This is a genomic window from Azospirillum thermophilum, assembly GCF_003130795.1.
GTDB classification, from domain to species: domain Bacteria; phylum Pseudomonadota; class Alphaproteobacteria; order Azospirillales; family Azospirillaceae; genus Azospirillum; species Azospirillum thermophilum.
This window is the reverse complement of record NZ_CP029352.1, coordinates 269,107-281,439: the sequence shown is the minus strand read 5'-3', so window position 1 is coordinate 281,439 and position 12,333 is coordinate 269,107. Positions and strand designations below refer to the sequence as shown.

At 69.8% G+C, this 12,333-nt stretch carries 10 protein-coding genes; 3 read left to right on the top strand and 7 right to left on the bottom strand.

Annotated elements, in window-relative coordinates; genetic code table 11:
* Positions 1-38: 38 nt before the first annotated feature.
* The 3 genes from DEW08_RS01175 to DEW08_RS01165 all read left to right on the top strand — a co-directional run bounded on the left by DEW08_RS01175 (position 39) and on the right by DEW08_RS01165 (position 3,098).
* Complete coding sequence (locus tag DEW08_RS01175; protein ID WP_109323776.1) at positions 39-1,325, top strand: ABC transporter substrate-binding protein; 1,287 nt, start codon at positions 39-41, stop codon at positions 1,323-1,325.
* 68 nt (positions 1,326-1,393) lie between these two features.
* The gene (locus DEW08_RS01170; protein WP_109323775.1) at positions 1,394-2,275 is read left to right on the top strand and encodes a carbohydrate ABC transporter permease; all 882 of its coding nucleotides are present in this window, start codon (positions 1,394-1,396) and stop codon (positions 2,273-2,275) included.
* 10 nt (positions 2,276-2,285) lie between these two features.
* Entirely contained in the window at positions 2,286-3,098 is an 813-nt protein-coding gene (locus tag DEW08_RS01165) for a carbohydrate ABC transporter permease (protein ID WP_168220221.1), read from the top strand.
* A 69-nt stretch (positions 3,099-3,167) separates the two neighbouring features.
* On the opposite strand, the gene DEW08_RS01160 is transcribed toward DEW08_RS01165, so the two are convergent.
* From DEW08_RS01160 to DEW08_RS01140, 7 genes are all read right to left on the bottom strand, one after another.
* Entirely contained in the window at positions 3,168-5,183 is a 2,016-nt protein-coding gene (locus DEW08_RS01160; protein WP_245986056.1) for a methyl-accepting chemotaxis protein, read from the bottom strand.
* 212 nt (positions 5,184-5,395) lie between these two features.
* Positions 5,396-6,253, bottom strand: coding sequence for a sugar phosphate isomerase/epimerase family protein (locus DEW08_RS01155; protein WP_109323774.1), 858 nt, complete (start codon positions 6,251-6,253; stop codon positions 5,396-5,398).
* Positions 6,253-7,536 carry a DUF6005 family protein gene (locus tag DEW08_RS01150; RefSeq protein WP_109323773.1) on the bottom strand — a complete coding sequence of 428 codons (1,284 nt, stop codon included), beginning with the start codon at positions 7,534-7,536 and terminating at the stop codon, positions 6,253-6,255. Before DEW08_RS01150 ends, DEW08_RS01155 begins: the two co-directional genes overlap by 1 nt.
* On the bottom strand, positions 7,533-8,780 hold the full coding sequence (locus tag DEW08_RS30940; RefSeq protein WP_168220220.1) for an AMP-binding protein: 1,248 nt from the start codon (positions 8,778-8,780) through the stop codon (positions 7,533-7,535). Before DEW08_RS30940 ends, DEW08_RS01150 begins: the two co-directional genes overlap by 4 nt.
* On the bottom strand, positions 8,777-9,424 hold the full coding sequence (locus tag DEW08_RS31620; RefSeq protein WP_211107086.1) for an IucA/IucC family C-terminal-domain containing protein: 648 nt from the start codon (positions 9,422-9,424) through the stop codon (positions 8,777-8,779). Before DEW08_RS31620 ends, DEW08_RS30940 begins: the two co-directional genes overlap by 4 nt.
* Positions 9,418-10,518 (bottom strand): IucA/IucC family protein, encoded by a 1,101-nt coding sequence (locus DEW08_RS31615; protein ID WP_211107084.1) that lies wholly within the window; start codon positions 10,516-10,518, stop codon positions 9,418-9,420. The genes DEW08_RS31620 and DEW08_RS31615 overlap by 7 nt, the downstream gene beginning before the upstream one ends.
* Positions 10,502-12,295, bottom strand: coding sequence for an IucA/IucC family protein (locus tag DEW08_RS01140; RefSeq protein WP_109323772.1), 1,794 nt, complete (start codon positions 12,293-12,295; stop codon positions 10,502-10,504). Before DEW08_RS01140 ends, DEW08_RS31615 begins: the two co-directional genes overlap by 17 nt.
* Positions 12,296-12,333: the final 38 nt, after the last annotated feature.

The window sequence follows — 12,333 nt, the reverse complement described above, 5'->3', positions numbered from 1 at the left end:
ACACCACAATAACAACCCAAGAACGACAGGAGCGAAGGATGACGGTTCGGCGGGGACTGCGGTCGGCGATGCTGGCCGCCGCGATGACGCTGGCAGCGCTGCCGGCGGCGGCGGCGACCAAGATCAGCTTCTATTATCCGGTCGCGGTCGGCGGCCCGATCACCAAGCTGATCGACGATTACGTCGCGGGCTTCGAGAAGGAGAATCCCGACGTCAAGGTCGAGCCGGTCTATTCCGGCAGCTATCAGGACACCATCACCAAGGTCCTGACCGCGATGAAGGGCGGCGACGCCCCGCAGGTGGCGGTGATCCTGTCGACCGACATGTACACGCTGATCGACGAGGACGCGATCGTCCCCTTCGAGGAGATGGCGAAGTCGGCGGACGACAAGGCCTTCCTGGCGGCCTTCTACCCGGCCTTCATGGAGAACAGCCGCACCGGCGGCAAGACCTGGGGCATCCCGTTCCAGCGCTCCACCATCGTCATGTACTGGAACAAGGAGGCCTTCAAGGAGGCCGGCCTCGATCCGGAGAAGCCGCCGCAGAGCTGGGACGAGATGGCGCGGATGGCGGCCAGGCTGACCAAGCGCGACGCCAACGGCAACGTCACGCAGTGGGGCGTGCAGATCCCGTCCTCCGGCTTCCCCTACTGGCTGTTCCAGGCGCTCACCACCGAGAACGACGTCCGGCTGATGAACGAGGCCGGCACCGAGACCTATTTCGACAAGCCGCAGGTGGTCGAGGCGCTGCAGTATTGGGTCGACCTCGCCGCCAAGCAGAAGGTCCACCCGCCGGGCATCGTCGAATGGGGCACGACGCCGAAGGACTTCTTCGAGCGCAAGGTCGCCATGATGTGGACGACCACCGGCAACCTGACCAACGTGCGCAAGAACGCGCCCTTCCCGTTCGGCGTCGCCATGCTGCCGGAGAAGGCGCGCCGCGGCAGCCCGACCGGCGGCGGCAACTTCTACGTCTTCAAGTCGGCCAAGCCGGAGCAGCGTGACGCCGCCTTCCGCTTCGTCAAGTGGATGACCACGCCGGAGCGCGCCGCCCGGTGGGGCATCGACACCGGCTATGTCGCCGTCCGCCCGGACGCCTGGGAGACGCCGGCGATGAAGGCCTACGTCGCCGACTTCCCCGCCGCGGCCGTCGCCCGCGACCAGCTTCCCCACGCCACCGCCGAGCTGTCGACCCACGACAACCAGCGCGTCACCAAGGCGCTGAACGATGGGCTGCAGGCGGCGCTGACCGGTGCCAAGCCGCCGCGCCAGGCGATGGAGGACGCGCAGAAGGAGGCCGACCGCATCCTGAAGGCCTACCGGTAACCGGCGCGGGAGGGGGACGCCGCGGCGTCCCTCCCGGCCTTCCTGGGACTGGGACCTGACGAAGCACCATGACCGACCGCCGCCTCACCACGCACATCCATGGCTGGCTTCTGCTGCTTCCGGCGGCGGTGCTGCTGGTCGCCTTCACCTACTACCCGGCGGTCGCCTCGATCTGGAGCTCGCTGCATTCGACGCCCAAGGGGGCACGGCCGGCGCGCTTCGTCGGGCTCGACCAGTATGCCACCATGGTCGACGACCCCGTCTTCTGGAAGAGCCTGGTCAACAACCTGCTGTTCGCGCTCGGCACCGTGCCGGTCTCGGTGGCGCTGGCCCTGCTGATGGCGCTGTGGGTCAACGGAAAGATCCGCGGGCGCACGGCGCTGCGGGTGGCCTATTTCACGCCGACGATCCTGCCGATGATCGCCGTCGCCAACATCTGGCTGTTCTTCTATACGCCCGGCTACGGGCTGATCGACCAGATCACCGGACTGTTCGGCCTGCCGGCGCAGAACTGGCTGGGCGACCGCTCCACCGCGCTGCCGGCGCTGATGGTGGTGACGGTGTGGAAGGAGGCGGGCTTCTTCATGATCTTCTACCTCGCCGCCCTGCAGGGGCTGTCGCCCTCGCTGCGCGAGGCGGCGGCGCTGGAGGGGGCGTCGCGCTGGTACATCTTCCGCCGCATCACCTTCCCGCTGCTGATGCCGACCACGCTGTTCGTGCTGGTCAACGCGGTGATCAACGCCTTCCGCATGGTCGACCTCGTCGTCGTCATGACCCGCGGCGGCCCCGACAACAGCACGGCACTGCTGCTCTACCACATCTACGAGGTCGGCTTCCGCTATTGGGATACCGGCTACGCCGCGGCGCTGACGACGGTGCTGGTGGGGATCCTGATGGTGCTGGCGGTCGGGCAGTTCGTCTTCCTCGACCGCAAGGTGCATTACCGATGAGGGGCCTCCGATGACGGACCGCCTGTTCGACATGCTGGAGACGGCAGGGGCCTGGCTGCTCGGGATCCTGTGGGTGCTGCCGCTGCTGTTCGCGCTGTGGACCGCCTTTCACCCCGGCGCCTACGCCGTCCGCTTCGACCCCGCGGCCCCGCTGACGCTGGAGAATTTCGCCAGCGCCTGGGCGGCGGCGCCCTTCCCGCGCTATCTGCTGAACACGGTGGCGCTGGTGACCATGATCCTCGCCGGCCAGCTCCTGCTGTGCACGCTGGCGGCCTATGCCTTCGCCCGCTTCGACTTCCGGGGACGGCAGGCGGCCTTCCTGCTGGTGCTGCTCCAGCTTCTGCTGATGCCCGACGCGCTCGTGGTGGAGAATTACCGCAGCATGCATGCGCTCGGCCTCGTCGACAGCGTCGCGGCGATGGCATTGCCCTACATGGCGTCGGCCTTCGGCATCTTCCTGCTGCGCCAGACCTTCAAGACGGTGCCGGGCGAGCTCGACGACGCGGCACGGGTGGAGGGGGCCGGCACGCTGGGCATCCTGTGGCGGGTCTATGTGCCGCTCGCCCGTCCGGTCTACGTCGCCTACGGGCTGGTGTCGATCAGCTACCACTGGAACAACTTCCTGTGGCCGCTGATCATCACCAATTCGGTCACCACCCGGCCGCTGACCGTCGGGCTGTCGGTCTTCGCCTCCACCGACCAGGGGATCGACTGGTCGGTCATCACCGCCGCGACCCTGATGACCGCCGCCCCGCTGCTGGTCGCCTTCCTGCTGTTCCAGCGCCAGTTCGTCCAGAGCTTCATGCGCGCCGGCATCCGCTGACGCCGGGAAAGGCCGCCCCGCCCCCGGACCGGGGGCGGGCTTTGCAGGCCTCCTTGCGGGCCGGAGGACTCAGGCGGCCCTGATGCTGGACAGGAAGGTCTCGACCTCGCGCCGCAGATCCTCCGCCTGCCGCGACAGCTCGTTCGAGGCACCCAGAACCTGGGTCGCCGCGGCTCCGGTCTGGGTAGCCGCCTCGTTCACCTGGACGACGTTGACCTTCACCTCCTGCGTGCCGCGCGCCGCCTGCTGGACATTGCGGGCGATCTCGCCGGTGGTCGCGTTCTGCTCCTCGATGGCGGCGGCGATCGTCGAGGTGATCTGGTTGATCGTCGTGATCGTCTGGCCGATGCCGCCGATGGCCGCGACGGTCGCCTGCGTGGCGGTCTGGACGCCGGCGATGTGCTGGGCGATCTCCTCCGTCGCGCGGGCGGTCTGGTTGGCGAGTTGCTTCACCTCGCTCGCCACCACGGCGAAGCCCTTGCCGGCCTCGCCGGCGCGGGCCGCCTCGATCGTCGCGTTCAAGGCCAGCAGGTTGGTCTGGCTCGCGATGTCCTGGATCAGCTTGACCACCTCGCCGATGCGGTCGGTCGCTGCCGCGAGACCGCGGACCTGCTCCGTCGTCTCGGTCGCCTGCTGCGTCGCCTGCGTGGTGATGGCGGTGGAGTTGGCGACCTGCCGGCCGATCTCCTGGATCGACACCGCCATCTCCTCGGTGGCCGCGGCGACCGTCTGGACGTTGGCGCTCGTCTGTTCGGCCGCCGATGCCGACGCCGCCGACTGGCGGTTGGTCTGCTCGGCCAGCAGCGCCATGGAATCCGCGGTGTGGCTGAGTTCCGTGGCCGACGAGGCGACGCTGCCCAGCACGCTGCTCATCGTCGTGTCGAAGCCCTGGACGAGCCGCTCCATCTCGGCCGTCCTCCTCTCCTTCACCGCCCGCTCGGCGGCCTGCTCCGCCTCGATGCGCAGGCGCTCGACGGCATTGGCCTTGAAGACCACGACGGCGGCGGCCATCGCGCCGATCTCGTCCTTCCGCCCGCTGGCGGGCACCTCGACCGTCGTGTCACCGGTCGCCAGACGGCGCATGGCCTCGGTCATGGCCTGGATCGGGCGGGTGATGCCGCGGGTCAGCCCCAGCGAGAGGACGACGCCGATCAGCAGGGAAACCAGGGAAACGGCCATCATGGTGCTGCGGGCGGACCCGACATCGTCGACCGCCGCCGCGTGGGATCCTGCCATCGCCTCCTCCTGGGAAGCCCGGATGACCCCGATGGCGTCCTGGATCTGCTGGCGGTTCTCCGCCATCGCCTCGGTATCCGCCAGCCGCTGGACGATCACCTTCTCAAGCTGCACGGTCGCGGCGGCGTAGGTGGCGACGTCCTGCTTGATCAGGGCGAGCTTCCGCAGAAGCTCCGGCGCCCCGGTCTCCATCCGCTCCAGCCGGTCGAGGGGTTCCCGCAGGGCATCCAGTTCGATGGCCGAGAGCATCATTTCCGACGCCTCGTTGGTGACGAGGAATTTGTAGACGTACAGTTGCCCGCGCAGCAGGTGATCCTGCGCGGCGGCGACGGCGGCGACGGACTCCTGTCGGCCCGCCGTCTGCATTTCGACGACGATCTCCGTCAGGAACTGGCGGATGCGCGTGTCGGCCGGCGCCAGAACCTCGTTGATCAGCCGCTCCCGCTCCTTCAGCCCGGCGTCCACGCTCCGGACATAGTCGGCGTAGCGCTTCTCCGCTTCGACCACGGCGGCGAAGGTCTTCGACCATTCCGGGTTGGTCAGCGCCGCCCTGGCGGTCTCGATCGACTTGCGCCAGTCCTCGTTGATCTCCTGCAGCTTGGCCCTGGCTTCGTCGTTCTGCGAAATGATGACGTCGCCGACGCGGATCCCCGACTCCTTGGCCTTCGTCTCGACGTCCCGGACCAGGAGGCTCGCGGCGTTCACGCTGGAGAATCCGCTGAAGCTCGCCTCTATCTCGTTCAGCTTGACCCAGACCACCCCGACCAGAAGCAGGGACAGCAGAATGACGGCAACGAAACCGAGGGCGATGCGTTGACCGATGCGCAGCGATGCTACGGTGGACAGCATGATGAGGCTCCTGTGTCCCTTTAACCGGACGGGTCGATGTGTCGTGCCAGTGTCGAAGGGGCTCAGGGTACCTCAAAAGGTTAAAAAGAAAGCAACTCCGGGCAGAAAAATCCCACTTGAAGTTGCGGACAAATTCGCCGGGTATTTGGTTTATTCTATAAGCATGAAACGGCTGCTCTCGCCGGGGCGGCAGGCGGGGCCGCCCCGGCGCGTCAGCGGCGGGCACCGGCGCGGAGGGGCCGGTCGATCCCGGCGGCGGGCGCCGTCGCCTCCGCCACGCCGTCGCGATCGCGCCGCAGAACCGCGTAGCAGTCGTCGCCGAACCACTCCAGCGAGCCCTCCGCCGCGGGATCGCCGGCCAGCTCGGCCAGGAAACGGCGATAGTCCACCGCCCCGTCGAACAGCGGCACCATCCCGTCGCGCCGCCCTGCCGCCGCATAGACGTTGGCCGGTTCGAACACCGTCAGGTCGGCGCGGGCGCGGATGTTCTTCAGGTGGTAATGGCCGATGTGCGGCCGCAGCACCCGATGGGCCGCCACCGGGTCGTCGCCGCCCTCCCAGACGTGCAGCACGTCGAAATTGACCTTCAGCGCGGGATGATCGACTGCGGCGATCAGCGCGCGGGTCGCCTTCAGGCTGTCGGCCAGCGTGCCGGGGTGGGTCTCCACCAGCAGCGACAGGCCGTGGTCGGCCGCCAGTCCGCACAGGGTCCGCAGCCGCTCCGCGATGAAGCCCTGCCGGTCCGGCGGCGTCTGCGCGCTGCCGGCACTGCCGGCGAAGGTGCGGATCTTGCCGGCGCCCCAGAGCCGGGCCAGACGGCACAGATCCAGCGTCTTGCGCACCAGCGCGTCGGGCTCGCCGTCGAGCGGCAGATAGTCGCTGACCATCGGCACCGACAGGCCGAACCCCGCCAGCCATGCGCCGTCGCGGTTGGCACTGCCGGCCATGTTGCGGGCATGCGCCCCCCACAGCTCGATCCCCTGGAAGCCGTTGCCGGCAGCCCACACGGCCAGATCCTCCAGCGACACCAGATGGTGGCGGAAGGTGATGGTGCAGAGCGAGAGCTTCATCACGCGACCTCGGCAGACAATGCGGTCAGGCCGGCGGCGGCGCGCCACCGGTGGAACACGGCGGCGAGATCGGCCTTCAGCGCCATCTCCTGCCGGTCGAGCCGATCCAGCCGCCCGAACAGGTCGGGAGCGAGCCCGACGTCGCCGGTCTGGGCGAGGCGGAGGATGGCGTAGTGCAGGGACTTGAACCCCTGGAACAGCTCCTCGATGGCGTCGCAGCGGAGGAGGAAACCATCGTCGGACAGGCGCAGCGCCCGCCAGAAGAAGGCGAAACCGTGCTCGTAGGCGTATTTGCGGATGGCGATCACCGGCAGCTCGCGCAGCGCCATCGAGAGGTTGGCGGGCGGCAGGCAGGCCGTCCCGCCCAGATGGGCCCGCAGGATGGCGCGCACCGCTTCGGTCAGCGGATTGGCATCGGCCCGGAAGCAGGCTTCGAAATAGGCGGCGATGTCGGCGGGCCGTGCGGGATGCAGGTCGCGCCGGTCGAACAGGTAGCCGCCGCCGACGCTGGGCTGGCGGAAGGCGTCGGCGATCCGCTCCCGCGCGATCTCGCCCTCCCAGCGGAAGTCGGGGTCACGGACGAGGAAGGTCGCCGGATCGCCGCTCTTCTCCAGCATCAGGTAATGCGGGAAGGGGTTCTGGTTGAACTTGTTCTCCCGCTCCGGCAGGTGGAACAGATCGACCATCGCCATGACGCTGAGCGTGTCCGCCCGCCGCTCCACCAGATCGAAAAGGACGGCGAGGTTCTCCTCCTTGCCGCGGGCGGGATCGTACCATTGCCGCACCTCCGCCCCGTACAGGCGGCGGTACCAGTCGCGGAAGACATCGTGGCTGACGGTGGGGGCGTGATAGCGAAGGACCTGGTCGGCCCCGACCTCGAACCCGGCATCCCAGACCCCGAAATAGAAGGGGCGATGGTCGATGCCGGCCCGCTTCAGCGCGTCGCAGACGCAACTGACGAAGCAGTGCACCTTGATGTCCTGGTACTCCTCGCCATGCACGCTGCCGGGCGGGGGCGCCTCGGCCGCGGCGGCCGGCGCGGCGCCGGCGAACAGGCCCGCCACGTCGGCCACCGTGGAGAGATCGCGCGAAGTGACGAGCTCGTCCGGGGCGTCCAGCCCGAAGGACAGCTCCAGTTGGAGGAACAGCTCCATCATCAGCACGGAGTCGAGATGGAGATCCTCGTTCAGCCGGGCCTGCGGGCCGAACGCCTCCAGGTGTCGGTTCTCCAGATGGTCGCGCAGGACGGTGCGGATGGCCTCGACGATGTCGGCCCGGGTCATGGCGCGGCCTCCCCATAGCGTGCGGCGACCTCGCGCCGGCTGATCTTGCCGTTGGCCATGCGCGGCAGGGCGTCGGCGCGGATCACCGCGCCCGGCTGCTGGTGGGCCGCCAGATTGCTGCGGCACCAGTCGCGCAGGGCCTGTTCCGTCACCTCCGGCGCGGCGGCGAACAGCAGGGCGACCCGCTCGCCGGCGAAGCGGTCGCTGCGGCGGAAGGCGACCGCGTCGGTGACGCCGGGCAGCGCCATCGCCACGTCCTCCACCTCCTGCGGGTAGACGTTCAGGCCGGCGACGTTGATGGTGTCGTCCAGGCGCGACACGAACACCAGCATTCCGTCGTCGCGCCGGTATCCCAGGTCGTGGGTGCGGATTTCACCGCCGGGGCCGGACAGCACGATCTCCGCCGCGGCGTCCTGCGTCCCGGTGGTCAGGCGGTGGTGGGGCAGCACGCGGCCGAGGTCGGCGCTGGCCGCCATGTCCGCATTGACCGCGATGCAGCCGGCCTCCGAGCAGCCGTATTGCTGGAACATGTGGACGGTCCTGCCGCGGATGCGCGCGAACCAGGGGTCCGGCAGCAGGGTGCCGGAGGTCATCACGGCATGGATGCGCTCCCCCTCCGGCATCAGCCGGGCCAGCGTGTGCAGGATGACCGGCGAGGCGTAGAGCAGCGGCCGGTCGATCTCCCGCAGCGCCTTCAGCAGGAACTTCGGGTTGGTGGTGTCGAGGATCACCGGCTCCGCCCCGCGCCGCAGTCCGGCGAGCAGCCCGCAGATCAGCCCGTAGGAATGGGTGGTCGGGCAGGCGATGACCGGGGTCATGCCGGCAGGCTCGGTGAAGAAGCCGACGTAGCTCTCGATCTCCCGGTCGATCTCCTCCCAGCTCCGCGCGATGCATTTGGGGGCGCCGGTGGTCCCGGAACTCATCTGCAGCAGCCGGCCGGGCGCCGGATCGCCGGAGAACGGAACGATCTCCTCCGCCGCCAGGCTGTTGTGGTAGAGCGCATGGCAGCCGGCCTCGCGCGCCAACCGCCGCGCCGCCTCGACCGGGGTGGAGGGATGCAGCGGCAGCAGGCTGCCGCCCGCCGCGCGGATGGCGAAGAACAGGGCGAGCCAGTCGATGGTGCCGGCGAAACAGACGGCGAAGCGGGCGCCGGGCCGGTCGGACAGGCGGGCCTGCCCGGCATGGCCGGCGGTCAGGGCCTCGACCTCCGCCCGGGAATAGGATCGGTCGTCGATGCGGATCATCGGGAGCTCCCCGAAGCTGATGGCGCGAAGCGCGCGAAGATGTTGGGAACGCTGTGGTGAATCTCCTCCCGCGCGCGCAGCAGCTTTCCGCGCAGCAGGGATTCGGTGAGGATTTCCGGGGCGGCGTGGCCGACGCGGCGGTGCCGCTCCTCCAGCCCGTGGCGGCGGGCATGGGCTTCCAGAAGCTCGTGAACGCGCCGCCAGAAGACGTCCTCCGGCAGCCCGTGCGTCAACGCCAGCAGGTCGGACAGTTCGGTCAGGTTGAAGACGAACAGGGTGTCCATGACCAGTTCGCGGAGCGCGTCCACGCCGCTCGCCCAATAGTACCGGTCGGGCGGCGCCTCCCGGTAGGCGGGATGCAGGCTGGGGAAGTCCGGCAGGCGGCTGGCGTCGGCCAGGAAGTCCGGTGCGTACTCCACGCTGTCGTGGAAGTCGCGCAGGACCAGCCGCACCGGCCAGCCGTCGCGGTGGACCAGGATCATGTTCTGCCCGTGCGCCTCGACCGCGATGCCGTGGCGGACCAGCAGGTGCCAGACCGGCAGCACCGCCGCCTCCAGCAGCCGGTCGAGCCAGGGCAGCAGCCCGTACCGCTCGATCCAGGGTGCCGCGAACGCGGACCCGTCCGCCTCCGTCACCATCAGCATGTTGAAGGGAACGGCTGACTCGCCCTCCCCAGCACCGACTGCACGCTGCGCCGCCACAGCGCTGCCATCTGCCCGGCCAGCCGCCCCTCGCGGTCGGCGATGACCCCGGCATATTCCGGCAGCAGGGTCAGCGGATAGCGCTCGCGGAAGTCCGGATCGCCCTCCACCACGGCGGTCAGCCAGCCGGAGATCGCCGGGCCGGTGCACACCGAATGCGGTTCGATGATCCGGCGGGAGGCGGTGTTGACGATGTTCAGCGCCAGCTTGACGTCCGCCTTGCGCGGGTCGTCGGTGTTCATCACCGTGCGCAGCGACTGGCTGGCCCGGTAATGGTCGCCCAGCGGCCCCAGGCAGACCGCCCGGCCGTCGGCCAGCCAGGGGGCCAGCCACGGCGCCACCTCCCCCTCCCGCAGCGCCCACCATTGCCAGGGATGCAGCGGCAGCAGGCCGTAGTCGCTCACCGGCAGGTTCAGCTCCGCCCGGCGGCGCCGCACCGTCTCCCAGGCGACGGGGCCGAGTTCGGCGCGCCAGAACGCCTCCTCGTCGCCGGGAATCGCCTGGTGCAGGCAGGACCGGGCGACCAGCAGCCAGACGAGCTGGAAGCGCTGCCCGACCTCCGGCCCGAAGGCGGCATGGTCGGCCTCGTCGAAGCCCAGCCGCGCCTTGAAGCAGGGGTGGTATGGATGCCCCTCCTCCAGCCGGCCCTCCAGATCGGCAAAGGACAGGCCATGGCGCGGGGTGGCGGCGAGGTTGGCGGCGTTCCACCGGCAGAGCGCGACGGTGCGCTCCAGCTCCGCCAGCAGGCCGTCCCTGTTCGGATCGGGCGCGTCGAGGCCGGCGACCATCCGGGCCAGGGTGGCGGCCCGCCAGTCGCCGTCCTCGCCCCGCATCTCGACCGATCCCGGCCGGATCCGCGGGCGCCCGAAGGGGCCGAAGGTTCCCAGGCAGCGGAACTCCCCCTCGCCCGAGCGCCAGGAGAGGCGTTCGTCGCCGGTCACCGCCGGCGCGACGATCCCTTCGAACAGCAGGGCGGCGGCAAGCTGGCGGACCACCCGCTCCTCGGGGTGGCCGGGCAGGTCACGCGGAAAGGGCACGGCGTCCTCCCTCGCTCCCCGCGACGCCGCCGGTCCGGCAGAGGGGATTGGGCCAACGGGCGTAGAGGCCGGCCTCGTCGGCGGTCCGAAGCTCGTCGATGTCCAGCAGCCCGGCGGTCAGATTCTGCTTGGCGCCGATGGTCGGGCTGTCCAGCACCTCCCCCGCGAAGCGGCGCCCCGCGCGCGTGAGCGACAGGGCCAGCCGCTCCAGCCGGGCGCGCAGCATGCGCAGCAGGTCCTCCTCCGCCGCCAGCCGGTCCTTGCCCATGCGAGCGATGACCGAGAAGATCTGGTTGACGATGACGTAGTAGGAGAAGCGGCGATTGATCTCCTCTTCGTCGTAATAGAGGGAACGGATGTTGTCCGCCTCCGGGATCAGCCGGCGCAGCGCGTCCCGATAGGTGTTGGACAGGTAGAAGCCCTGGTTGTCGCGGTAGAGGAAACGGACGGGCATGCCGCCGCGGAGATCGAGCAGCCCGTTCTGCTGGTGCGCCTCCAGCGCGATGCCGTGCGTGTCGTAGAGGCGCAGCACCGGATCCAGCGCGCAGTCCAGATAGGCCTCGAACCACGCCCGCGCCGCCCCGGTCACGCTGCCGCCGCGCTCCGCCGCGGCGCGGCGCACGACCCGCTCCAGCCGGGATGGGCGGCCGGGCAGCGGTTCGGCGGCCAGTGCCGCGACGGTGGCGACGCCGCGCTGGCGGCCTGCGGAGAAGGGATTCTCGCGGATGATCACCTCGAACCCGCTCTCGCCGCCGCTCCCGGTGTCGAGCGTGATGTAGGCGGGATCGAGCACGAAGCCGAGGCGCTGCCCCGGCGCCGGGCCGATGGCGGCGATCAGTCTCGCCATGATGACGCCGGCGTCGAGCTCGTGCCGCCTGTTGACGCGGACCGAGTTGGTGATGCGCACCGGCAGCGAGAATTTCAGCATCCACGGGCTGTCCGGGCTGTAGACCGTCCGCACCGAGGAGGTGGCGGTGAACTCCGGCCCGGCGGCGCCCAGCGCCCGCAGCGCGCCGCGCGCCATCATCGCCTGCACCGCCGGGTCGAGCGCCAGCGCCTCCGCCTGGAGCGGATGCATCGGAATCAGAAGCTCGTCGGCCTTCGGGGCGAGGCCGGCCGGCCCGTCGCCCAGGATCGCCGCGATCATCTCCGGGGCCGACTGGTGGAAGGCGGACCGATGGCCGACCCGTGCCGCCGGGGCGGCGAACCAGTGCAGGCGGAACCGCCCGCCGAGTTCCGGCGCGTAGACCGGCTGCTGCCAGGGGGTCATGCCCTGAAGGCTCTTCGGCGTCGGGTGCAGCCAGTGGCCGAAGACCAGCGACTGTTCGGCGGCGATGAAATCGTCCTCGTCGCCGTCCGCCGGCACGGCGGCGTCGAGATAGCGCTGGACCGACTGGTAGCTTTGCAGGACGCGCAGCAGCAGCTCCAGTTCGCTGCCGCGCAGGTCTTTCCCGCCACCCTTCTCCTCCATCCGGCGATAGCTCTCGCCGGCCAGACAGCACAGCGCGGTGAAGGGCTCGGTCTGCTGCCAGGAGGCATCCGGCAGGGCGCGTCTCCAGATCCGCCCGAAGCCGCAGGGGCCGCACAGCGAGCGCGAGACGATCTCGACCCTCAGCGCGGTCCGCTGCGACGGCAGCAGCCATTCGATGCACTCGATACCGGCGTCCGCCTCCGTCCCGTGCCGCGCGGCCCGGCCGGCGTCGATCTCCCGCCAATAGCAGTTGGCGAAGTTCTGGAAGGTGGCATGCTCGGCGATCTGTTGGGTGGAGCGCATCATCTGCCGATCCTGAAGGGCTTCGGACAAGGCGGGGGCGA

What these genes read in the sequence shown, in the direction of transcription:
- DEW08_RS01175 (WP_109323776.1), top strand. Translation starts at nt 39, where the DNA reads ATGACGGTTCGGCGGGGACTGCGGTCGGCGATGCTGGCCGCCGCGATG.
- DEW08_RS01170 (WP_109323775.1), top strand. Translation starts at nt 1,394, where the DNA reads ATGACCGACCGCCGCCTCACCACGCACATCCATGGCTGGCTTCTGCTG.
- DEW08_RS01165 (WP_168220221.1), top strand. Translation starts at nt 2,286, where the DNA reads ATGACGGACCGCCTGTTCGACATGCTGGAGACGGCAGGGGCCTGGCTG.
- DEW08_RS01160 (WP_245986056.1), bottom strand. Translation starts at nt 5,183, where the DNA reads ATGCTGTCCACCGTAGCATCGCTGCGCATCGGTCAACGCATCGCCCTC.
- DEW08_RS01155 (WP_109323774.1), bottom strand. Translation starts at nt 6,253, where the DNA reads ATGAAGCTCTCGCTCTGCACCATCACCTTCCGCCACCATCTGGTGTCG.
- DEW08_RS01150 (WP_109323773.1), bottom strand. Translation starts at nt 7,536, where the DNA reads ATGACCCGGGCCGACATCGTCGAGGCCATCCGCACCGTCCTGCGCGAC.
- DEW08_RS30940 (WP_168220220.1), bottom strand. Translation starts at nt 8,780, where the DNA reads ATGATCCGCATCGACGACCGATCCTATTCCCGGGCGGAGGTCGAGGCC.
- DEW08_RS31620 (WP_211107086.1), bottom strand. Translation starts at nt 9,424, where the DNA reads ATGCTGATGGTGACGGAGGCGGACGGGTCCGCGTTCGCGGCACCCTGG.
- DEW08_RS01140 (WP_109323772.1), bottom strand. Translation starts at nt 12,295, where the DNA reads ATGATGCGCTCCACCCAACAGATCGCCGAGCATGCCACCTTCCAGAAC.